The sequence below is a fragment of the Bryocella elongata genome, from assembly GCF_900108185.1.
Lineage (GTDB): Bacteria > Acidobacteriota > Terriglobia > Terriglobales > Acidobacteriaceae > Granulicella > Granulicella elongata.
Genome location: NZ_FNVA01000003.1, coordinates 137,946 through 161,167 on the forward strand (window position 1 = coordinate 137,946; position 23,222 = coordinate 161,167).

The 23,222-nt window shown below is 63.9% G+C and carries 11 protein-coding genes; 3 read left to right on the plus strand and 8 right to left on the minus strand.

Translation table 11 applies throughout. The features are described 5' to 3' along the window. Positions 1–191: 191 nt before the first annotated feature. The 4 genes from C4S68_RS09855 to C4S68_RS09870 form a co-directional block, all read right to left on the minus strand. Positions 192–824, minus strand: coding sequence for a response regulator (locus C4S68_RS09855; protein WP_103932901.1), 633 nt, complete (start codon positions 822–824; stop codon positions 192–194). Next, positions 821–3,724: a sensor histidine kinase gene (locus tag C4S68_RS09860; RefSeq protein ID WP_160115081.1), complete on the minus strand. Its 2,904-nt coding sequence runs from the start codon at positions 3,722–3,724 to the stop codon at positions 821–823. Before C4S68_RS09860 ends, C4S68_RS09855 begins: the two co-directional genes overlap by 4 nt. Before the next feature lie 337 nt (positions 3,725–4,061). Next, positions 4,062–8,264 (minus strand): non-ribosomal peptide synthetase, encoded by a 4,203-nt coding sequence (locus tag C4S68_RS09865; protein ID WP_160115082.1) that lies wholly within the window; start codon positions 8,262–8,264, stop codon positions 4,062–4,064. Positions 8,265–8,367: 103 nt separating this feature from the next. Beyond that, the gene (locus C4S68_RS09870; RefSeq protein WP_160115083.1) at positions 8,368–10,224 is read right to left on the minus strand and encodes an AMP-binding protein; all 1,857 of its coding nucleotides are present in this window, start codon (positions 10,222–10,224) and stop codon (positions 8,368–8,370) included. Positions 10,225–10,558: 334 nt separating this feature from the next. Between C4S68_RS09870 and C4S68_RS09875 the strand changes: the two genes are divergently transcribed. Next, positions 10,559–11,104, plus strand: coding sequence for a 4'-phosphopantetheinyl transferase family protein (locus tag C4S68_RS09875; protein ID WP_160115084.1), 546 nt, complete (start codon positions 10,559–10,561; stop codon positions 11,102–11,104). Between the two features lie 78 nt (positions 11,105–11,182). On the opposite strand, the gene C4S68_RS09880 is transcribed toward C4S68_RS09875, so the two are convergent. From C4S68_RS09880 to C4S68_RS09890, 3 genes are all read right to left on the minus strand, one after another. Continuing rightward, entirely contained in the window at positions 11,183–12,805 is a 1,623-nt protein-coding gene (locus C4S68_RS09880; protein ID WP_160115085.1) for a M20/M25/M40 family metallo-hydrolase, read from the minus strand. Between the two features lie 528 nt (positions 12,806–13,333). Continuing rightward, positions 13,334–14,719 (minus strand): cytochrome P450, encoded by a 1,386-nt coding sequence (locus tag C4S68_RS09885; protein WP_160115086.1) that lies wholly within the window; start codon positions 14,717–14,719, stop codon positions 13,334–13,336. 125 nt (positions 14,720–14,844) lie between these two features. Continuing rightward, positions 14,845–15,996 (minus strand): fatty acid desaturase family protein, encoded by a 1,152-nt coding sequence (locus tag C4S68_RS09890; protein WP_103932908.1) that lies wholly within the window; start codon positions 15,994–15,996, stop codon positions 14,845–14,847. Positions 15,997–16,528: 532 nt separating this feature from the next. Here C4S68_RS09890 and C4S68_RS09895 point away from each other — a divergent pair. Next, positions 16,529–19,801 (plus strand): fatty acyl-AMP ligase, encoded by a 3,273-nt coding sequence (locus tag C4S68_RS09895; protein ID WP_103932909.1) that lies wholly within the window; start codon positions 16,529–16,531, stop codon positions 19,799–19,801. A 101-nt stretch (positions 19,802–19,902) separates the two neighbouring features. On the opposite strand, the gene C4S68_RS09900 is transcribed toward C4S68_RS09895, so the two are convergent. Further along, complete coding sequence (locus tag C4S68_RS09900; protein ID WP_146072099.1) at positions 19,903–20,730, minus strand: hypothetical protein; 828 nt, start codon at positions 20,728–20,730, stop codon at positions 19,903–19,905. A gap of 222 nt (positions 20,731–20,952) precedes the next feature. Between C4S68_RS09900 and C4S68_RS09905 the strand changes: the two genes are divergently transcribed. After that, entirely contained in the window at positions 20,953–23,205 is a 2,253-nt protein-coding gene (locus C4S68_RS09905; RefSeq protein ID WP_146072100.1) for an MMPL family transporter, read from the plus strand. Positions 23,206–23,222: the final 17 nt, after the last annotated feature.

Here is a 23,222-nt window from a genome sequence, read left to right on the forward strand (position 1 = left end):
ACGACGATTCGCCGAGCTCTGATCGGTGCTTGTTTGTGCGAGGAGAATCTTAGGAGCGGGATTTTGAGACGGTCATCTGACTTTAGTCAGAGTGGAGTGAAAATAATTTACCTATTGCAGAACACACGACACGGCGCGTTAGGGAAAGTATCCGGGTGGCACCCTAGCTTCCGAAATAGTTCTTTATTTTCTTAGAGATGGACAAATCCGCGTCGCAGGGCGATGAGCACAGCCTGGGTCCGGTCTTTGACGCCCAGGCGCGACAAAATCACCCCGACATGGCACTTCACCGTGCCTTCGGTGACGCCCAGCTGCTCGGCGATGGCGCGGTTGCTGTTTCCACCCGCCATCAGCCTGAGGACCTCGCGTTCGCGGACGCTGAGCTCGTCGTTGTCGGTGCGCTTGCGGACGGCCCGGGAGATCTCTGCGGGCAGGTACACCTGCCCCTGCTGGACGCTGCGGATGCCCTGCAGCAGCTGCTCGTGCGGCATGCCCTTGATGATGTACGCGGCAGCTCCGGCGAGCAGCGCCTGGTAGATGTCCTCGTCGCCCTCGTAGGTGGTGAGGACGAGCACCTTGACGTCGCCAAAGCGCTTGCGAAGCTCGCGGATTGCCTCGACGCCGGTGATTCCGGGGAGCTTGAGGTCCATCAGCGTCACGTCCGGCCGGAGCTGTTCGTAGAGACCGAGCGCGTCACGTCCACTGCCGGTCTGCGCGACGATCTTCATGTCCGGCTGGGAGCTGATGATGGCGGCCAACCCGGCGCGAACGATGGGGTGGTCGTCGACCAACAGGATGCGCGTTGGTTCCGGGGCTTCGCTCATCGGCTCTCCTGTTCGGGACGGACGGTACGAACGTTGCGCTCGTAAGGCACGTGAAGCTCCACCATCGTACCTCGGTCGCGGGCGCTGTCGATGCGGCAGGTTCCGCCAATGCGCTCCATGCGCTCGTGCATGCCGAGAAGACCGAAGTGCTCTCCGCGGTCGTCAGTCGATCCTGCCGTGAAGCCGCTGCCGTCGTCGCGGATGCTGACCAGGACCGAGTCCGTGACGTAACGCAGGCTGAGCCGGATGTGCTCTGCGCCCGCGTGAACAAGGGCGTTGTGCAGGGCTTCGCGGACGGTCATAAAGAGCTCGTGCTCGGCCTCGACGTTGAGCGAGAGCGCCGTGCCATCGCTCTCGAACTCCACCCGTTTGCCCTGGATGGTGGTGATGCGGTCCAGAAGCGACCGCAACGAGTTGGAGAGATTGCCACCTTCGTGCGGATGCCGCAGGTTCCAGATGGCGTCGCGAGCTTCGAGGATGGTGACGGCGATCTGCTCGCGGGCGCTGTTGAGCAGGTTGGCCTCGTCGGTGGGGACGTCATCGGCGCCCACCGGTGCGTGGCGAATGGCAATCGCCTCGAGGAGCGACGACACACCAATGCAGCCCTGCACGACCGTGTCGTGCATCTCGCGAGCGACGCGGTTGCGCTCCTCGGCGACAAGCCGGAACCGCAGCATGACCTGCCGAACACGCATCCGGTGGCCCGCCCAGATCGCGAGCAGCAACGCAACGAGGCAGGCAACGAGGAATGCGGGCTGGCGATAGAAGTGCGTCCGTTGAACGATGGGAAGCTCCAGCACCGTCGCTCCCGGAGCGTCCTTCCAGCTGGCTTCGACGCGATAGGTGTAATGGCCCGCGGGAAGGTTGGTATACGTCGCCGATTGCAGCGGCGAGATCGCAACCCAGTCCGGGTCGAAGCCGATGAGCCTCCGGCGGAGCTGGAGGCCGGGCCGGGCACTCAGCGCGATGGGTGGAGCATCGATGACCAGGGTCTTCGCGGAGGGCTGCAGAATCACTGGCCCCTTGACGGCGACGCGCTCGCCATCGACGAGCACCTGTCCCAGCATGATGGGCGGAGGCGCACCGTCGTGCCTGGGGTTCGAAGCCTGGATATGAAGCGGGCCCTCATTGGTGGTGAACCAGGCGCCTCCGGAGCGATCCAGCTCCGCGGTCGAGGCCGCACCGCTGCCCAGCTCGGCACCCGTCTCGAGCGAGACGGCGAAGATCTCCGGGTTGAAGAGGCGCTTGTCCTTGCCTGCGGCGAGGCTTTCGAAGCTGGAGCGATCGGCCCGGACGACGGTGGTCGGGCCGCCCAGCCACATGCGGTGGTGCCCGTCCTCGAGAATGGTGAGGATGGCCGGGGCGTTCATGTCGGCTTCCAGCCGGATGTGCTGGAGCTGGTTGTCGTGCCAACGAAACAGACCGCTCTCGGTTCCGATCCAGAGCGCGCCGTCATCGCTGACATGAATGGCAGAGACGGCGTGGCTCCCAAGGGCGTCCGCTGCGGGCGCGGCAACGAACGCGCCGTTCCGAAGCAGCGAAAGCCCGTGGTAGGTTCCCACCCAAAGTTCGCCGGGTGCTCCGGCAGCCATGGACAAGGTGGGCGCGTGGGGGGCTCCGGGAACGTTCTGGAAGCTGGTGACGTGCCCGTCGCGCCAGTTGGCGACGCCGCCGTCGGAGGCGATCCAGACGCCGTCAAAGGGTGTCTCGAGGAAGCCACGAATGTAGTTGGTGCCGATCTCGGAGGTGTAGTGGTCGATGTGTCCGCCCGGCGCAATACGATAGGCGCCTCGGCCCAGCGTTCCGACCCAGAAGGCGCCGGAGCGTTCGCGCATCACGCTATGGATGGCGAAGCCCGTGATGGAGGGAAGGTTCACCGGTTCCATGCGGCCGTTCCGGATGTGCGTCAACCGGCGCGAGCAGACCCAAAGTGAGTCGTCGGCATCCACGGCGACCGAACCGAACTCGGAGTCGATCGCGCCGGGAACCCGGGTAAGGTGCATCCCGGTGGCGCTGAAGCGCGTGAGACCGGACTGCGTGCCTGCCCAAAGGTCATGGCTGCGGTCCTCCGCAAGGGCCAGCACGGAGTTGCTGGCGAGCTGGTCGGGAGCGCGGGCACGGGTCACGGAGCCGTTCTCGCTGAGCAGATAGAGCCCTTCGTCCATGGTGCCGACCCACAGCTGGCGGTGGCTATCGACGAGCAGAGACAAGGCGCTGCCGAGGACGCGCGGCTCCTTGGTCGCGACGGAGCCAACGCCATCCGGCAGGTGGTAGAGACCACCGAGCGTGGCTATCCACAGCGACTCACCCGAACCCTTCGCCATCGACCAGATACGGAGCGAGCCCTTCTGCTGCGGCAACGCAACCTCCTGCCAGGAGATCGTGCCAAGGCCGGCCGAGGCGTCAATATGGAGCAGCCGGCTGCCACCGGCCCACACGCCGCCATGACCATCGCCGACGATCGCATGGACGGCCGCGCCGTGGATACCACCCCTGTCATCGATGCGGGAGAAGTGCTCTCCGGAATCGAGCCGGTAGAGGCCGTTATCGGTGCCGGCCCAGATGCGCCCAGCCTCGTCCTGATAGAGCGCTCGAATCAGGCCGTTGGCGATACCGGCCCTGGTGTTGTACGTGCGGCCGCCGCCGGGAAACAGATGCACCACGCCCCCGCCCTGCGTGCCAAGCCAAAGGCTGCCGTCGCGGACGACCAGCACGCAGTCGACGCCAAAGTCGTGCAGTGCGGGCGCGAGATCCGCGCCGTAGTCGATGAAGTGATAGCCGTCAAAACGGACGAGCCCGAGTCGCGTACCCAGCCATAGATATTGGTCCGGCGTCTGCGCCATCGACAGGATCACCTGGTCGGGCAGGCCATCCTGGATGCTCCAGACGCGGCTGGTCATCCAGTCCAGCCTGCTCTGCGCGTGGATGGGCCCGGCTGAAAAGAAACCTGCAACGAGCGACGCGAAGCACACGAAGAAACGGCTGATGGCGAGGCCCAGGGAAGACGATCTCTTGCGTCGCAGTGGAGCTCTCCGACACTGGAAGCTCTGGCCGGGGCGTGATGCCGGAGGGCCCGCCAGGGAGGTGGGCGGCCCTGCTCGTGACAGGCGGGCCATCGTATGGAAGCTCCTCATCCTGGACAGAGATTTCACTCTATCTATACAGCATGTCGTTGAGCCACATTCCGCCGCGCAGCCTTCGGCGATCGGACGATTGCGAAACGCCCCGACGCCGGACTTACCTGCCGTTCTGTCGTTCGGCCAGAGCGGCCCGGAGCGTCTGCGCGACCGATGGGAGATGCTGCGAGTCGAGGATGTCGGCGTGCCTGCCGGAGACCGGGTGATAACGCACTCCCTTGCGGGCAAGGCGGTTCCAGTAGCCCGGCCAGCGGCCGAACGAATCTTCCGCGACGAACATGTCCAGCGTGCACGAGAGGGGCCTGGGCTTATAGGGCAGCGCCAGCACCCGGTAGAAGTCCGTGAGCAGTTCCTGGATGTCCTTCGCGGGGTCGAGGGGCGCGGCCTCTGCGCCGTGGGCGCGGCTGAGTCGGCGGAGGACGGCAGTGGTCACTCTCGGGGCCCGCGCGCGAACGTACGCCACGCGCTTGCTCCAGGGGAGATGACTGAGCCTTCGCAGGTGGATCATGGCGCGCGAGGGTGGATCCATCATCGCAATGCGCGTGTACAGCGCCCAGAACTTCGATCCAACGGGTCGCGTGTCGAACAGCCCCAGCATACCGACCTCGCGACCGGCCGCCTCGAGTTGGCGGGCGACCTCGATCGCATAGACGCCTCCGAGCGAAAAGCCCAGAAGGAAAAACGGCCCTTCCGGCTGGAAGCTGAGCATCTCCGGGATATAGCGCGCCACTGCGTCTTCAATCGAGGCCGGCAGGCTGCCATCGGGGTCCACTCCCTGCAGGCCAAAGATGGGCTGATCCTCGCCGAGGAGCCCGGAGATGTTGCGGAAGACGTAGAGGTCGCCCTTGAGGCCGTGTACGCAGAAGAGCGGGGGACGCGTCCCAGCGGCATGCAGCGGCACGATGTGACGAGGCTCCGCTCGCCACCTCTCGCTGCCGAGCCGCTGCGCGAGCTGCTCGATGGTGGGGGACTGGAAGAGAGCCGCAATGGGGAGGCGGATCTTCAGGCGGCGATCGATCTCCGCAATGAGGCGCGTAGCCAGCAGGGAGTGCCCACCAATCGCAAAGAAGTTGTCGTCTCGTGCAATCCCCTCCACCTCAAACAGCTGCCGCCAGATGAGGGTGAGCTCGCGCTCCAGAGGTGTGACGGGGCGCGCGACAGATTCTTCCGGGATGGACTGTTCCGGCCGAGGTGCCGGCAATGCGTTGCGGTCGAGCTTGCCGTTCAGCTTCAGCGGGAGCGACTCCACCCAGACGAAGTAGCGGGGCGCCATATACGCCGGAAGGCTGGACGCGACGCGTGCGCGAAGAGTCTTCGATTCAGGCCGATCGTGACCGGAAGCAACGAGATACGCCACCAGCTCCTTTTGTCCTGCGGTCGGCGACCAGGTAACGACGGCCACGTCGCGCACCTCGGGCTGCGAACGCAGAGTGGCCTCGATCTCATACAACTCCACCCGGAAGCCGCGGATCTTCACCTGCGCGTCGGAGCGCTCCAGGAACTCGAGGTTGCCGTCCTCGCGCCAGCGGGCACGGTCTCCGGTGCGATAGAGCTTCGCACCGGGATGGGCGATGAAGGGATCGGCGATGAAGGGATCGGCGATGAAGCGCTCCTCCGTGAGCTCCGGCTGGTTGAGATACCCAATGGCTACGCCGTCGCCGCCGGTGTAGAGCTCACCGGCTACGCCGATCGGCACCGGCTGCAGGACTGCGTCAAGAAGATAGACCTGCGTGTTGGCGATGGGCCGTCCGATGGGCACGCTGGGAGTGAGGTCCTCGGTACCGGTGAACGGGTAGCAGGTCGTGAACGTGGTGTTCTCGGTAGGACCGTAGGCGTTGATGATTCTGCAACCGGGAAGAGCCTCGAAGGCGCGGCATGCATGCGTTGGCGAGAGGATATCCCCACCGGTAATGAGCTGCCGCAGCGGTCTCAGGTCGTCGAGCCGCTCGTCCACCAGGGCGTGAAAGAGGCCGGTCGTAAGGAAGGTCGAGGTGACCTTGTGAGCGCGGATCGTCTCGCCGATGTCGAAGAGGCTGAGTGGGCCGGGAGGAAACAGGACGACGCGGCCGCCATTCAGCAGAGCTCCCCACAGCTCAAAGGTCGCGGCGTCGAAGGAGAGCGGTGAGATTTGCAGCAGCGTGTCGCCGGAGCCAAGGGGTACCGCAGCATTGTTCCGCACAAGACGGACGACACCCCGATGTGGCACCAGCACAGCCTTGGGCACGCCAGTCGAGCCCGACGTGTAATTCACATAGGCTGCGTCAGTCGCGACGACGGAACGTGTTTCGACGAACTCTCGAGGTGTTGGCGACTCCAACAGATCTTCGACTGCCAGCACGGTCTGGCCATTTAGGGCGGCTGGTGTTTCGCTTCCGCGGGGTACAAGGATTGCCAGCGGTGCGGCATCGTCGAGCATGCCCCGCAGGCGCTCCTCGGGGATGTTCTCTTCGAGCGGCCAATACGCCGCGCCGGACTTCAGAACTCCCAGCAGTGCGATGACCGCGTTGAACGAACGCGGAATGCTGAGGCCGACCAGCTTGCCCGGCCCCGCACCACAAGCCTTCAGCTGCAGCGACAAGCGATCCGTGAGCCGGTCGAGCTCGCCGTAGGTGAGAGTCTCGCCCCCGGCAACGACAGCAACTGCACCCGGAGCCTTCGCCGCCTGCTCCGTGAACAGCTCATGCACGCAAGCATCGCGCGGGTACGCGGTGGCGGTGCGGTTCCACTCCGTCACCACGAGCTGGCGTTCGTGCGCGGGCAGAAGGTTCAGCGTAGCGATGGACTGGTGTGGATCCGCCGCGATGGAGCGCAGCAGCTCCTGCCAGTGCTCCAGGATTCTCGTGCCGTGCTGCGGAGAAAAGAGGTCGGTGCTGAACTCGAGCTGCGCCGCGAAGCCATCGCGGTGTGGGCGCATGGAGAGTGCGAGGTCGAACTTCGCGGTATGCGTCGGAACGGCATATTCACAGGCGTCCACGCCGGGCAGCGTCAACGCCAGGCTGGAGTTCTCCTGCAGAGCGAAGCTCGCCTGAAATAGGGGCGTGCGGGATGGATCGCGCACGGGATCGCAGAGCCTGACGAGGAGGTCAAACGGCATCGCCTGGTGCTCGTAGGCTTCGAGCGCAGTCGGCTTCACGCGCCCGAGCAGATCGACGAAGCTGGGCGCACCCGAAACATCAGTCCGCAGGACCAGCGTGTTTGCGAGGTAGCCGATGAGCCCTTCGACCTCCGGCAAGGGGCGATTGGCCGCGGGCACGCCGACAGTCAGATCCGTCTGGCCGCTATAGCGCCACAGCAGCACATCATACGCAGCGAGCAGCACCATGAAGAGCGTCGAACCGTGCGCGTTCGCCAGCGACTTCAACCGGTCCATCAGCGCGTGGTCAAGAGGTAACGCACACGTCTCTCCGCGATAGCTCTTCACCGCTGGCCGGGGATGATCGCCGCCCAGATCCAATGGCTCCCCGAGGCCCTTCAGCTGCCGCTGCCAGTACTCCGTGGCGGCGGCGAGGGTTCCACTCCTGGCGTGTTCTGTCTGTAGCGCCGTGTAGTCGGCCAGCTGCACCGGCAGCGCCGGCAGTGCATCGGGAGAACCTTGCAAGAGGGCTGCGTAGGCGACGGAGAGGTCGCGGCAGAGGTTGGCACCGGACCAGCCGTCGGAGACGATGTGGTGCGACGCGAGGAGAAGGTAATGCTCGGTCGTCGAGAGGGAAGCGACGCTTGCTCGCAGCAGGGAGGGGCAGGACCGAGCACCAGCGGTGAGATTGAAGGACCGCGCGGCCGCGGCTTCGATCCAACGCTCGGCGAGTTCCCGACGTTGCGCTTCGGCCAGGCTGGCCTCGGCCGGCGGCATGCATTCGAGCTTGAAGTTGCAAGCGATGGAAGGCGGCGAGACCCGCTGAGTGAGTCCTCCCTCTTCGCTGGCAAAGGTGGTGCGCAGAGAGTCATGACGCTCCACCACGCGTTGCAGGGCCAGTTCCAGCAGGTCGAGCCGCAGTGCACCGTGGAGGCGAAACGCGCGCGGTGTGGAGTAGAGCGGAAGACCACCCGTCAGCTGCTCGAGGAACCACATCCGCTCCTGATCGCTGGAGGCTGGGTAGATGGAGACCTCGAAACCTTCCGGCGTAACCTCAACGCGCTCCGGAACCGCGCGAGGAATTGCGGTAGCGGCCTCAGAGGTCCGCTTCGCAGCCCGCTGCTCGCCGGAGGCTTTTTCCTGCAGCCTGCGAGCCAGGAGCGCCCGCTGGGCGTCGTTCAGTGCGGCCAACCGGCCCTTCAGGTCGCGCGCGTCGCTGTCAGGATTCATGTCGCTCTGGTGGCGGGCGCCCGGAAAAGCTCGATCACCCGCTGTCATTGGTGTGAGGATTCTATCGTCACACCCCGGCTGCGCGCGGTGACGGGATCACAGGCTAGGTTGTGGGAGGCGTTTCGCCCAGCAGCTCGGCCTGCTCTTCCGGCGTGAGGTCGGCGATGGCTGCGGCCAGCGCCTCCAGCTCGCGCTCCACCACCAGAGCATCCAGCCGGGCGGCCAACAGCTTCGGCGTCGGTTCATGGAAGAGCAGGGATGCGGCGATGGCGACGCGGAGCTCCCGGGCAAGCCGTGATGCCACCTGTGCGCCGCGGAGCGAATCGCCACCGAGCATAAAGAAGTTGTCGTTCCGGCCCACGCGATCAAGCCCGAGGACCTGAGCGATCGTTGAGGCGACGAGCTCCTCTGTGGAGGTCGTGGGATCTTCATAGGCGATGCCGAGGAAAGCCTCCAGCCTCGCCGCCATGCCGATGCGCTGGATCTTGCCGGTGGGCCCAAGGGGAATGGCGTCGACCTTCACGACGCGGCTGGGAACCTTGAAGTCGGCGAGCCGTTCCAGGAGGAAGGCACGCAGCTCAGCTTCCGTCACCGAGGCGCCGGCATGCAGCACCACAGCCATGGCGACATCTTCGCCGAGCGACGGATGCGCCACCGCAAAGGTGACGGCCTGGCGCACCGCGGGATGGCAGAGCATCACCTCGTCGATCTTACGGGGAACGATCTTCTCGCCGCCGCGATTGATGAGCTCCTTGAGACGACCCGTAAGGAACAGGTAGCCCTCGGGATCGAAGTAACCCTGGTCGCCGGTACGAAACCAGCCATTCGTGAAGGCAGCCTCGTTCGCGGAGGGATTGGCTTCGTAGCCACAGGTCACGTTCGTCCCGTGGATGCTGACCTCACCCGTCGCGCCTTGGGCGAGCTGGTTGCCCTCTTCATCCAGGATGACGATGCGCGGCCCCGCAGGCAGACCCACCGAGCCGGGCTTCCGCGCAGCAGGGGGCAGCGGATTGGATGCCATCTGGTGCGCCGCCTCGGTCATGCCGTAGGCCTCGATGACAGGAACGCCAAACGCGTCCTCGAGCCCTGCCATGACGGCCGGTGGAAGCGAGGCGGAGGAGGAGCGAATCAATCGCAGGGACTTCGTCCGCAGAGGCGTGGTGCGTGCCACATCAAGGAGCGCCTGGAAGGCCGTCGGAACGGAGCTGAACCATGTGGGCTGCCAGCGCTCGAGCCATAGCGGGAACTGGTCCGCCCGGAATGGCCCGGTACAGACGCAGCTGCCACCCACGCTGAGAGCAGCCAGCATGCAGACGAGCCCATGCACGTGGAACAGGGGCATCGTCGAAAGGCTGACGTCGGCCTCGGTGAGGTGCAACGTCGCGGCGACGTTGCGAGCGGAGGCGCAGAGGTTCCGGTTGCTGAGCGGCACACGCTTTGGCCGGGACGTCGTACCGGAGGTGTGGAGCAGCAGAGCGACGTCCTCGCTATCGCTGAAGTCCAGCAGAGCATCGACGCCCTGAAGAGCATGGCCATCGGCCACCACGCGACCGCCATCCTGCAGGAGAGCGAGCTCGAGGACGGGGATCCCCAGTGTTTGCGCTGCAGCGCGGGCGGGAGTCTGGAAACCCTTGGGGACCAGCAGGGCCTGCGCGGAGAGATCCTGCAGGTTGAACTGGAACTCGGCGAGAGAGTAGGCGGGGTTGAGCGGAGCGGCAGCAGCTCCTGAGCTCACAGCGAGGAACGCGACGGCGAGGTCCGGGCTCTGAGGAAAGACCATGGCGACGCGGTGTTCGCGGCGGATACCCGCTTCGCGCAGATCGCGCAAGACTGTACCGACGTGCTCGCGGAGTCGCCGGTGAGACAGCTCGACTCCGCCGTCTCCCGCGATTGCGATGCGCGAACCGAACAGCTCCGCGCTCTGCTTCAACTGACCTTCAAGACTGCTCTGATCCAGCATCTGCTCCGGGCCCCAATGGCAAAATCGTCCGTCTGTGCACATCGCGAGCCGGGTGTATCTGAGGCTACTCTGTGAGGTATGCCTGCGGCAATGTTGCGTCGTGCACTGCTGGCTTCGTTGGCGGCTGCGTCTTACGGCAGCTGGGCTTCGCAGGCCGCTGGCCTGATCTCACCCGTTGGAGGACTGCTCGATGATTGCTCGGTCTGACACTGCAGCGGGCACTTCGTTTGAGCCCTTCAGGTTAACGTCAGCCGCACTCCAGAGGGTCGTTCGGATCGATACTGCTCCGGACAATGGTGTGAGGACAAGCACGTTCAGCAGCCGGGAGCAGGCGATGCAGCGACGACGCGGCGAGTTTGCTCTGGGCAGGGAGATCGCTGCGCAGCTGCTTGCAGAGCTGGGCAGTGCGGAGACGGCTGTCGGGGTAGCGGAAGATCGCTCGCCTCTATGGCCCGCTGGCTTCATCGGTTCGATCACTCACACAACGACGTGGTGTGGCGTGGCCGTTGCGCTGCGTGATGAAGTCCGTGGGATCGGAATCGACATCGAGCGGATGGTAAGTGAGAAGGACTCGGCTGCGGTCTCGGCGGTGTGCCTGAACGCGGCCGAGCGGCGGCTCATCGCGAGCTGTGCCGACCCTCTGCGGGCCATCACGATCTGCTTTGCTGCGAAGGAGTCACTTTTCAAGTGCCTGAATCCGGTGACGGGCACATGGTTCGACTTTCTCGAGGCAGAGGTCACGGGCCTCGACATGGAAGGCGGCAATGTTGCATTGCAGCTGCTGCGATCGCTCAATGCCGAATTTCGCGAGGGTTCTGTGTACGCCGCGCGCTGCAACGTCATCGACAAGCATGTCTTCCTGTCCGTCGAGCTGATGTAAGCGCTCTGCCTGGCACAAGAAAGATGGTGTGGCGCAAAGCTGCCGCGCCACACCATCGTCGATTCCCCGGGTTTGCTGCTACTTGAGGCCGTGCTTCGCTGGCGTGGTGTTGTTGTTGGCGAAGTTGTAGAGCTCGTCGACGATAGACTTCTCCGCACCGGCCATGCCGTAGACCTTGCCCGAGCCTTCGATCACCCAGAACTCGTTCGCTGCGTGAGCGCGGCCACCGTAGCCTGCAGAGCCACCAGCGATGGGAAGCCCGATCGGCGTGGTGCCGGGGTCGCCCTGCTTGCCGTTGGTGAAGAGATAGCCGGGCCACGCGCCACCCATGTTCGTGTCCTCGGCGTCCATGGTGGTGGTCTTGCTCAGCGGCGGAGTCCACGGGATGCCGAACTTGTCGAACATCTGCTCGACAGAGTGGGCGACGTCGGTGTCGAAGTCCATGGAAGACCAGGGCTGGTCGCCGATGAGACGAAGCTGTACGTCCTTGTAGCCCTGGCTGTCGAGCCGCGCGCGAATCTTCTTGAGGATGTCACCGCTGTTCATGTCCGGCACGTAGCGGATGCTGTGCTTCGACGTGATCTTGTTCGGAAGGATCGCGCCCGAGCCGCCGGCATACATATTGCCGCCCCAGATGCCATCGAGGTTGAAGGCGGTGCCGAAGCTCGACATCTTGAGGACGGTATAGGGATCGTCGGAGATGAAGCGGGCGACACCGACGTTGTCGGCCATCTTCTTGAGATCGACCTTGCCGGCGGCTTCGTGGAGACGCTTGTCGGTGGCGGGATCGATGGGCTTGATGTTGTCCATGAAGCCGGGGATGGTGGGGGTGTTGCCGTCCTTGCCGATGAGGCTGCCCAGCATGAGGATGTGACGCCACGCCGGAGAATCGGTGGAGCGCTTGAAGATGCCATGGATGTCGGACACCGTGGGACCGCGGCCCCAGGCCGTGCCGCTGGTGGTGAGCTCGATGTACATCAGGCCTTCGGACGCGCCCATGATGGAGGCCGCGCGTGCGCCGTTCTGGCCGCCGAACATGAGCATCGCATCGGCGCGCTTCAGCAGGTCAGGATGCGTGGTGACGAACTTGTTGAGACCCATCGACATGCGTTCTTCGTCGCCCTCAGCGATGACGATGAGGTTGACCGGGAGCTTGCCGTTCGCCGCTTTGATGGCCTGGAAGGCGTTCCACTGCGTCATCTCCGGGCCCTTGGAGTTGACCGCGCCGCGACCGATGAGCACCTTCTTAAAGCCGGGATCGATGCCCGCAGTCTTGCCGTCGACGAGGCGCGCCTCAAACGGAGGAGCCACCCAAAGCTCAGGCTGCGTGACGGGCATGGTGTCGTACATCCAGTAGACGAGCAACGTCTTGGGAGCGCCTTCATTGCACTCAGCGTAGACGACGGGGTTACCGGGCTGGCCCCACTTGGTGATGCCGACGTCGTTGATCTGAGTCTTCTGGCAGCCGAGCTTGTCGAAGAAGCCCTTCACCATCTCGGGCGACTCCTGCATGCCTTCGCCGGAGTTCGAGATGCTGGGCTGCTGGATCCACTTCTGCAGGTTCTCGACGTGCTCATCAATGTGGGCATCGATGTAGTCGAAGGCTTTCTTTTCTTCGGCCGGCATCTTGCTGGTGTCGATCTTTACGGTTTCATCGCCGTAGGGGCGAATGCCGAGCTTGTGCACGGGAGCGGAAGCCACAGATTTGGCCTTCTCCTTCGTACAGCCACTCAGTCCAGTGGCGGCGATAAGGCATGCTGCAAGATACCGATGGCGCATATTCACTCCAGGAATCACTTCAGAGACGTGGGTTTACGCAACACTGACAAGGCAGAATGAGGCTCTGGACTGCACGGCGAGAGCAGACGGGCAAGGGTCCCCCAGCGGCGCACGCGCGCGGAGGCCCGATAGAACAACATGAGTTGCAAGCTTGCCGAGAAGTGTATCGCATCGCCGGACGGCGCGGGGCGCAGCCCAGGCTTCAACGGCAGCGACAAGTTTGGCGAGCGCCGGGCTCCCTGGCTCCCTGCAACGATGTGTCATCCCGAGCGAAGTCGAGGGACCTGCAGTTTGCCAGCACAGGCAAAGATGCCGGTTTCTCCACTACGCGGGACGAGCAACCGCCGGGTTGACGTCCACGTGAGCCGCGAACGTTGGCACAGGTTCGTCCCGCTCCGGTCGAAAGGACACATCGGGTGGTGGCCGGAGATTGCCGGGGCGGCGCGGGCCCTAGACGCCGGCGGGCACAGGTTCAGGCTCACGCGTGACCGCGGCAGCCGGTTTGAAGCTCATGCGGATGCCGTTCTTCGGGCGGAGGATGACCATGGCGCGCTCTTCGATGTCCTGCCCGGGGGCCAGTACGAAGTCGTACCGGCGCAGCAGCGTGCTCAGGATCATGAGGATCTGGAGCATCGCGTACTGGTTGCCGATGCAGATGCGCGGGCCGCCGCCGAAGGGCAGGTAGGTGAACGGCGTGCGCAGCTTGTCGTTCTCTTTGGCCATGCGCTCAGGCCGAAACTCTTCAGGACTGTCCCAGCGGCTCTTCGCATGGTGTGCGCCGTAGACGTAGACGATGACCATCGCCCCTGCGGGAATGACGGTATCGCCGATGCGGTCTTCGTTGATCGCCATGCGGTCGACCATCCAGAACGGCGGATAGAGCCGCAGCGCCTCGGCGATGACCTGCGAGGTGTACGGGAACTTCATGACATCGCCATGGGTGAGCAGGTTGTCGCCCAGGACCGCGTAGAACTCCTCGCGCACGCGGGCGAGGCACTCGGGATGCTGACTCATGAGGTAGAGGAGCCATGAGAGGCCGTTGGACGAGGTCTCGTGTCCGGCGACGAGCAGCTGCATGCTCTCGCTGAGGACCAACTCATCGGTCATGCCTTCGCCGTCGGCGTAGCGTGCATCCATCAGGCTTTGCAGCATGTCGCTGCCGGGCGGCTGGTGGCGACGCTGCTTGATGATCTCGAGCAGCACGTTGTCCGCGCTGACGCGCATATCTTCGTGCTTCTTCAGCTCTCCTGAGGCCGCGAACCAAGGATTCAGATAGGGTTGCAGCGTCTGGCGGACGATGAACTCCTGCACGGTGCAGATGGTGTGGCTGACGAGATCGATGTCCTTGCGGTCCAGCTTGGCGCCAAAGAGCGACCGCGCCACCATCGCGAAGGTCATCTCCATCAGCTGCGGATAGATGTCGACCGGCCCAGCCTGGATGCGGCGGTCGAACTCGGCCATGGAGGCGTCGAGCGAGTCCTGCATGATGGCCGTGAGGGCGTCGAGTTGCTTGCGGTCGAAGCCCTTCTGGATGAGGCGGCGCTGGTCGCGCCAGGGCTGGCCTTCGGTCGTCAGCAGGCCCTTGCCGAGGAAGTGGCCCATGCGCTTCACCTGGATCTCGGACTTCTGGTAGTTCTCGGCGTTGGTCTTCAGCACGTGCTGAATGACGGCCGGATCGATCGTGACGATCGCTTCCTTGAGGCCGCCGAGATAGAACCGGAAGGTGTCGCCAAACTCCTCGGTATAGGTCTGAAGGACCGTGACGGGATTGCGCGCGATCGCGGGCGAATCCTTGAAGGAGCGGAAGCGGGAGACTGCTGGTATGGATGCGGACAACGTCACACCTCGCCGCAGGTACGGGGCTGCCGGTTATGGCGAAGGACAGAAGTCTTGCCTTGCAGCTGTACCTGGGGCCTTACATCGGAGATCAAGCTCGGGAGATTGGGAAGCCCAGGACGGGATCAGGACCAGGTTCCGTCGCCCAGTTGCTTCAAAAGTATCAGGTGATGCCAGATCGCGCGCGTCATGGTGGGGTGCTGGCGGTAGGGCACATTGAACTCGGCTGCGGTCTCCTTCACGATCTTCGTGAGCGGAGCGTAGTGCGTGTGGCAGACGAACGGGCAGAGGTGGTGGACGACGTGATGGTTGAGGCCACCGGTCAACCAGCCGACCATGGGGCTGGTCGTGGCGTAATCGGCCGTCGTCGCGAAGATGTGGTACACCCCGTTCTCGAACTCGTTGCGGCCCTCGGGGAAGTAGGTGCTGTCCACCGTGTGGGTCGTCTGGAAGACCAGCGCCACACTCAAGCCGACGATCAGGTGCACCATCAGGAACGCTCCGGCGACTACCAACATCGGCATGTGCAGGAGGAGCACCGGGAGAACCAGCATGTACGTGAGGTAGAAGGCTTTGCCGGCGAACAGGATGACGTACTCGCGGGCCGGGTGCCTGGTGCGGGTCAGGTAATCGTGCTCGGGCTTGAAGAAGCACTCGAAGTCTCGGACAAAGACGTAATCGAGCGAGAACACCGCGTACAGGAAGAGCGCGTAGATGTGCTGGAAGCGCTGCAGGGGCCGGAGCGGCTCGTGGGGCGTAAACCGGAGCAGGCCGCGTCCCGTCAGAGCATCGTCCTCCCCGTGCACATTGACGCACGAGTGGTGGCCACGATGATGCAGGATCCGCCACATATACGAGTTGATCCCACACACATCGAAGACGTAGTTGAGCGCCTTGTTCACGGTCGCGGTGGAGGAGATGGCGTTGTGGTTGCTGTCGTGCGCGATATTCAGCAGGAGGAAGGTCTGGGCAAGCCCACCGAGAAGATAGAGAGCCAGAAACGAGGGCGTTGCGGGGTGAATCGCGTAGATCGCGACCCAGCTGCCAGCGAGCACCGCCAGGCCGACGCCGATCTTGATCCACATGGCGCTATTGGCTTTAGGCGAGAGGTTCTGGTCGGCGAAGTAGCGATCAAGGCGGCGACGGAGCACCTTGGGGAACGATGGATCGCCCGCAAGATAGACGCTCTCCGGCAGGGTCTCGTGGGAAACGAGGTCTTCCACGGCAGCGTTCGAAGCAATCGGGGTGCCAATGGGGGAAGTCACTGCCTGGGACATTACGGCCGTCTCCACAATCCTGTTGAAGGTTCTTCTGATTCCCGGTCCGGGCTACGAGTATTCTGTGCAATCAGCGGCCGGGGCGCAGCCAACCGTGGCCTGCAAGTGCTGATCGTAGCTGGGACGAGGACACGGATCAAGGTGTTTCACCCGGCGGTAGCGGGGTTTCCCGTTCCGACGAAAGATGGGGCCGGGTATCGGCACGGAGCGCCACAGGCTTGTAGCCTTTGATCTTGCCTCTGCTAGCATGGTCGGATACTGCACACGAATGGAGTGGCTCAAACCGCATCCGGAAACCCCGGAACCCGTCCGGCCGTCTGCTTTGTTTTCATCCGCAACTTGTTCGCCGCGGACACGACGGAAGATGCGAACCGAGTCCATTCCGTCCGTTTGTCCGATCCGGATTTGCCTGCATCCCCGTCTTTGTTCGACTCTGTAGGGAGATGCCGTGGGCTCTGGAAGCAGCGAAACACTGCAAGACTTCGGTTCAGGTATACCTATTCAACGCTCGAAGGGGCTTAGCTGATCTACTATGGCGTCGATTTTAGATGAACTGGACCGGCTGGGAGAGGAGCAACCACATAAGCTCCTGTTCTCCTATCTCGATCTGAACGGCAACACGCTCGAGAGCTACACGTATGCCTCGTTCCTGGCGCGCACCAAGGCGATCGCCGGCCACCTGCTGAAGGATGGCCGCTTCGTGGCGGAAGATCGTCTGCTTCTGGCATACCCTGCTGGTCTTGAGATGATCTGCGCGTTCTTCGGATGCATCCGCGCGGGATTAATTCCTGTGCCGGTGTACCCGCCGAGCTCCCGCGGCTTCCAGAGTGCGCTCTACAAAATGGTGCACATCGCCAAGGACTGCCAGGCTGCCGGGGTGCTGACCAGCAGCGAATACCATGCGTCGCTGAAGATCAACATGGCTCGCAGCGGCGTTGCGACCTCTGGCGTGGATATCGACTACATCTCCGGGATGCCGTGGATCGTGACCGAGACGTTTGAAGACCTCGTCCCGGGCGCCACCTATCCGGCCCCCGCGAAGATCCTGTTCCTGCAGTACACGTCCGGCTCCACGATGGAGCCCAAGGGCGTGATGGTGACGCACGAGAACATCGTGCGCACGGCCCCGCTGGTCATTGACCATTCGTCGCCGGTGATTGTCTCCTGGCTGCCGCAGTACCACGACATGGGCCTGATCGGTTGCTACCTCTACCCGGCCCTGCGTGGCGGAACCACCTACGGCTTCTCGCCGACGGACTTTATCCAGCGCCCCGTGCTTTGGTTCGAAACCATCAGCACCTATAAGGCGACCCACACGGCTGCTCCCAACTTCGCCTATGAGTACTGCCTCCGCGCAGGACGCATTCCGAAGGAGAGCATGGAGCTGTGCGACCTGAGCACGCTGCATGTGCTGATGTGCGCCGCCGAGCCCGTGAAGGCGGACACCTATACCCGCTTCCTCGAGGCGTTCCAGCCCTACGGACTCAAGGCCGAGGCCTTCTACGCAGCCTATGGGCTGGCGGAGAATACGCTGGCGGTCTCGCTGGAGGGCCGCAGGATCATCGCGGTCAGCAAGCAGGCACTGGCCATGGGCCGGGCGCGGCTCACGACCGAGGTCTCCGAGATCACTTCGTCCGCGCAGGTCGTGAGCTGCGGCAGGACGCTGCCCGGCATGGATGTTCGCATCGTCGAGCCCGAGCTCCACAAGGTGCTGCCGGACGGCGGTATCGGCGAGATCTGGATCGCGGGCCTCGGCAAGTGTGCGGGCTACTGGAACAACCCCGAGCTGACGCTGAAGCAGTTCCGCGCGCGACTGACCGACGACACACCGTACGATGATGGCTTCCTCCGCACCGGCGATATGGGCTTCTTCCATGAGGGCGAGCTGTACGTCTGCGGCCGCATCAAGGACATGATCATCCTGCGCGGACAGAACTACTATCCGCAGGACATCGAAGGCGTGGTGGAGCGGGCGTCTCCGCTGATCCGCGCGCATTGCGTGGCAGCGTTCCAGATCCACGAGGAGAGCGAACCTGCGCTGGCTATCGTCGCCGAAGTCAAGAACCCGTCGCAGATTCCCGACGCGCGCAAGATCGCCCAGGCGGTGCGTAACTTCCTCAACGTCGAAGTCGCGCTGATCTCCTTCATCGCGCCGCGTGCGATTCCGCGCACCAGCTCCGGCAAGATCATGCGCCACAAGGCCAAGCAGCTGTGGGTGGCAGGTGAGTTCAAGGTCCTGAACGAGTTCTCGCGCGAGAAGGATGCCGGAGCCTCTTCGGCTGGCTTTGAAAAGCAGACGCCGTTCGATGAACTCAAGGCTCGCTACAACCTGACGGGCAATGAGACTTACAACCTCGTCGACGCTGGGCTGGACTCTCTTGACCTCGTGGTCTTCATGCATGAGATCAAGGAGCTGCTGAAAGACAAGGGCGCCGATGTGCTGGCGCGGCAGGTCGATATCGGCGTCATCCAGCGGGTGAGCGTGGCCGAGCTGTTCCAGCTCGCGGAGCACCTGGAGAGCGCGCCCGAAGAGGCGATCGAGCATCTTCGTCAGTCGCTGCACGTCTTCCGTGAAGAGCAGCGCGAGACCGAGCGCAGGATGATGAGCGAAGATCGCAAGCTCGTCTTCGATCCTCCCGCACCGCTCCCGGTTCCAGTGGTGCCAGAGTCGCATCACATCCTGCTGACCGGCGGTACCGGCTTCATTGGGCCATTCCTGATCAAGAGCCTGCTGGAGCAGACGCGCGCGAAGATCTACGTTCTCGTGCGCGCCTCGGATGACGAGCAGGGCAGGCAGCGTCTGCGCGGCGCGATGGAGTCCATGGGCCCGTGCAGCCATTCGCTGATGCAGATGTTCGAATCGCGTGTGACGCCGTTGTGCGGTGATCTGAGCCAGCAGAATCTTGGCCTCGCCGCCGATGCGTGGGACTTCCTCGCGAGCGAGTGCGACACGATCTATCACAACGGCGCCACGGTGAACTACCTGTTCAACTACGACCGCATGCGCGACGCGAACGTGATGGGGACGAACGAAGTCCTGCGGCTCGCCTTTGAAGGCCGCGCGAAGGAGTTCAACTACGTTTCGACGACGTTCGTCTTCGGCTGGGCGGTGAAGGACGTGCTGTGGGAGACGGACTTCAACGAAGATCTGGAGCTGCTGGACTTTGGCTACAGCCAGACGAAGTGGGTCGCAGAGCAGGTGGTCGCAGATGCCCGCGCCAAGGGGCTTTCGACGCGCATCTTCCGCCCAGCTCTCGTCAGCCCGTCGGTCGATGGCGGAGGCAATAACTTCGACATTGCGGTGCGGCTGGTGGCCTTCATGGTGAACCACGGCATCGGTGTGGATGCGTTGAACCAGGTGAGCTTTGTGCCGGCGGACATCGTCGCGAACAACATCGTGTCGATCTCCAACTCGGCAGGCACGGCCGGCAAGACGTACCACATCGTGCGCGACGACTACGCGAACATGATGGACATCACCAACCTGATCACAAAGTCGACCGGGAGGCAGTTCGATATCTTCGCCGTGAATGACTTCGTGCCGGAACTGATCCGCCGCTGCCGCAAGGAGGACCTGCTGTTCCCGCTGCTGGACTTCCTCGTCGGCTCGGTGGACAACATCACGGGGATGGAGTTCAAGCGCTACGACAACTCGACCTACCAGGCAGCCCGCGATGCTTCAAAGTGGGGACAGCCGGATCCTCCGCTCGACGATGTGGTGAACGGCATCCTGAAGTTCATGCACCGCAAGGGCATCATTTCGGTCGCGCCGCGTGAGGTCGATGCAGCGGTTCCTGCGGACTGATCGCGCGACACAGAAACAGCAAAGAGCCCACCGCAGCGGTGGGCTCTTTGCATTAGGACGCCTGATCGATTGCAGCACTGGCGCTACTTCTTCTGTGATCGCTACTTCTTCTGAAAGACAAGCTTCTCCGTGAAGTGCTGACCGGTCTCGAGCGAACCCGTGCTCGTAACCGTCATGGTCCTTCCGTCCGGCGTTACTGCCCAGCGGTCTTTCTGCGTAGGCTGTTGATCGCGGCGATAGGTCGCGTCCACGGTGTGTGCGTCGGGTTGCGCCAGCTGCACGGTGTCGTTGCGCGAGTTTCTGAGGTCGTACGGCTTGCCGTCGAAGTGCGCGGTGTAGCTGTAGTCGCCTTCGAAGTGCACACCATCCCCGCCTACGGCGGAGATCGTCAGGGTCATGCCCTGCCGCATGCGGGTCTTGCTTACATCCTGAGTCCAGTCTCCGGCGAAGGGATCGGGAGCCTGTTTCGCGGCCTTCGCGCGCGTCCAGACCGAGATCTGGTCGGGATGCCCGGGGCGCGAGGTGGTCAGTGTCAACTCGCTGCCATCCTTCGACAGGCCATTGCGAATCGTCGAAACGACCGTGCCGTTCTTCTTTTCGATGACCTCGACCTGCTTCCTGTTGATGCGGTGAAGCTGGACCTGATCGAAGGCGGGATTGGCGGCGACGGGTGACTGCTTCCCGTTGGCCTGGGTGGTGAAGTCGAGATGCGTCTCGCCGGTCATGATGACGTGCACCATCTCTTTCGTGGAGACGATGGTGAGCTTGTCGGGAGGCGTGAGCGTCGAATCGGCAGAGACCAGCGTCCATGCGCCGATGCGAGGATCAGCTGCGAAGGCCGGGGACGCCGTAAGCAGGCCGAGGAACGCGCCGATGGCGAGGCTGAGGATCGAGGTTCTGGTCGTGTTGGGGTTCATCGCGGTTGTCACAAACTGTAGGATGCTGCCTCCTGAACCGCCGCGCGGTTTCCACAATGTAGCAGACCTGCATGAGCTCAAAGCGTGAGGCGCAACACGGTGTATCCTGACGACGATACGAAGCGTGAGGGCCCGCTTCGGTTGCCCGTCGCGAACGCGATTCGCCCTCTGTAGTCTTGTACCAATCCGGTCGCCGTCTCAGACCTTGAACGTGCGACCCCCTTGTCGACCATCATGAGTTTCAAGCCATCGCGACGCATCTGGGCCGCCGGCGCCGTCTTCGCGGGCGTCCTCGCGCTGCTCCCGTTTTCCTTCCACTCTGAGCGTCATCTCGAGACCGCCACGCGCGTGGAAGGGAGCGATGCCCAGACCGTCGTGCAGGAGCTGAAGACACGCTTTCGCTCGCCGTTCGTAGACCAGGTGGTGGTGGTCGTCCAGGGGCTGCCGGCCGCCGATACCGATGAAGGCGCACAGGCGCTGACGGCCATCGTGAACGGCTTGAAGGACCAGCCGGGCGTCTCCGGCATCGTCTCGTACCTCGACCTGCATGACTCCATCTTCCTGGGCAAAGGGGGCGGGACCTACGTGGTGCTGGGACTCGCGTCGCCGGATGGCCCGGTCGAGAACCTGGTGCCTGCGATCTCCGCGCAGTCGCGTTCGCTGGCGAACCAGCTCCGGCCACGCTACCCGAAGATCAGCCTGGAGCTGACCGGCGAGATCCCGCTGAACTTCGACATCCGCAAGGCCAGCGCGGATGAGGTGCAACGCAGCGAAAGCCTGGTGATCCCGGCGACACTGGCGCTGCTGCTGCTGGCCTTCGGCAGCCTGGTCGCCGCGCTGATTCCGCTGGCCGTGGGACAGCTCGCCATTGCGACGACGCTGGCGATTGCTTCCCTTCTGGCCGCGCGCTTTCACCTCTCCATCCTGGTGCAGAACCTGGCCACGATGCTGGGGCTGGGGCTGGGCATCGACTACACATTGCTCATGGTGAGCCGCTTCCGAGAGGCTGTCGCGGCAGGCAACGACGGGCCCACGGCGGCGGCCATTGCCGCGCGGCGCGCGGGGCGCACGCTGCTGATTTCGGCTTCGACCGTGGCGATTGGCTTCGTTGCGCTGCTCACCGTGCCCATCAGCGAGATTCGCTCCATCGGCGTCGCGGGATGTCTCGTGGCCGCGACGAGCGTACTGCTCGCCAACACGTTAGTGCCCGCCGTGCTTGCGCTCCTGGGCCGACGCATCGATTTATGCCGCCTGCCGTTCAAGCCGAAGCTGGATGAGTGCGCTTCGGAGCGCGTGGGCAAAAAGTGGCGGAGCTGGGGCCGGGGCATTGTGGCGCATCCGTGGCTGGCGATGCTCTTTGCCGGGCTTCCGATGCTGGCGCTGGCGTGGCAGGCTACCAAGCTCGACACGAGCCTGCCGAAGGGCGACTGGCTGCCGAAGGCGGCCGAGTCCGTGCACGCGCTGCACACGCTGGAGCAGATGGATCGGGCGGGCATCGTGCAGTCGATGCGCGTCATCGTAGAGTTGCCGAGCCAGGCTCACGAGTCGATCTCCGAGAGCGATGCAGGCTGGGCCGCGATCGACAAGGCCAGCAAGACGCTGGCGAGCGATCCTCGGAGTGAGCGGGTGATCTCGCTGACGACGGTTGCGGGCGGTGACCGGAGTTTCCTGACCGATGTCTCCCGCGACACGCGGCGGACGTTTCTCAGCAGCGATGGTCACGCTGCGCTGATCGAGGTGCTGCCGAAGACTTCGGTCACTCTGCGGGAGCAGGTGGACTGGGTGCGCGAGGTGCGGAGGTCGGGCGGCGAGGCGCTGACCGGAGTACCCGGAACCACGCTGCTGATCGGGGGAATCCCCGCGCTGAACGGCGACTATCAGACGATCATTGAGAAGCGTTTCCTTCCGGTGATGGAGCTGGTGGTGGCCGGGACGCTGCTGGCACTCCTGGCGGGCTTCCGCTCGATCTTCGCAGCGATAAAGGCGATCCTGCTGAACCTGCTCTCGGTGGCCGCGTCGTTTGGGGCGCTGGTATTGGTTTTTCAGAAGGGGTTTGGCAGTGGGATGCTGGGGGTGCCGGGTGGGACGGGGAGCGTCTTTCCGCTTGTGCCGATCGTGACGTTTGCGATCACCTTCGGGCTGAGCATGGACTACGAGGTCTTCCTGGTGGCGCGGGTGCTGGAGGCCCGGCGCAGCGGGCTGAGCGAGGATGAGGCTATTCCCGAGGCTCTGGCTCGTACAGCGGGGCTGATTACGAGCGCGGCGGCGATCATGATCGTGGTCTTCGCGGCGTTTACCTTCGGCAACTTCCTGGTGGTGAAGATGATCGGGTTCACGCTGGCGGTCGCGGTGCTGATCGACGCGACGCTGGTGCGGATGGTGATTGGGCCGGCGCTGCTGTGCGTCGCGGGCGACTGGAACTGGTGGCCAGGTGGGCTGGCAAAGGTCAAGGCCGCGCCGGAGAAATCGCTGGCTCCCGGAGATTGAGCGGGGGCCGCTCTCTC

Excerpts from the sequence above, each read along its gene's own strand:
- C4S68_RS09905 (WP_146072100.1), top strand. The coding sequence starts at position 20,953 with ATGAGTTTCAAGCCATCGCGACGCATCTGGGCCGCCGGCGCCGTCTTC.
- C4S68_RS09860 (WP_160115081.1), bottom strand. The coding sequence starts at position 3,724 with ATGACCAGCCGCGTCTGGAGCATCCAGGATGGCCTGCCCGACCAGGTG.
- C4S68_RS09890 (WP_103932908.1), bottom strand. The coding sequence starts at position 15,996 with ATGTCCCAGGCAGTGACTTCCCCCATTGGCACCCCGATTGCTTCGAAC.
- C4S68_RS09895 (WP_103932909.1), top strand. The coding sequence starts at position 16,529 with ATGGCGTCGATTTTAGATGAACTGGACCGGCTGGGAGAGGAGCAACCA.
- C4S68_RS09865 (WP_160115082.1), bottom strand. The coding sequence starts at position 8,264 with ATGAATCCTGACAGCGACGCGCGCGACCTGAAGGGCCGGTTGGCCGCA.
- C4S68_RS09870 (WP_160115083.1), bottom strand. The coding sequence starts at position 10,224 with ATGCTGGATCAGAGCAGTCTTGAAGGTCAGTTGAAGCAGAGCGCGGAG.
- C4S68_RS09875 (WP_160115084.1), top strand. The coding sequence starts at position 10,559 with ATGCAGCGACGACGCGGCGAGTTTGCTCTGGGCAGGGAGATCGCTGCG.
- C4S68_RS09855 (WP_103932901.1), bottom strand. The coding sequence starts at position 824 with ATGAGCGAAGCCCCGGAACCAACGCGCATCCTGTTGGTCGACGACCAC.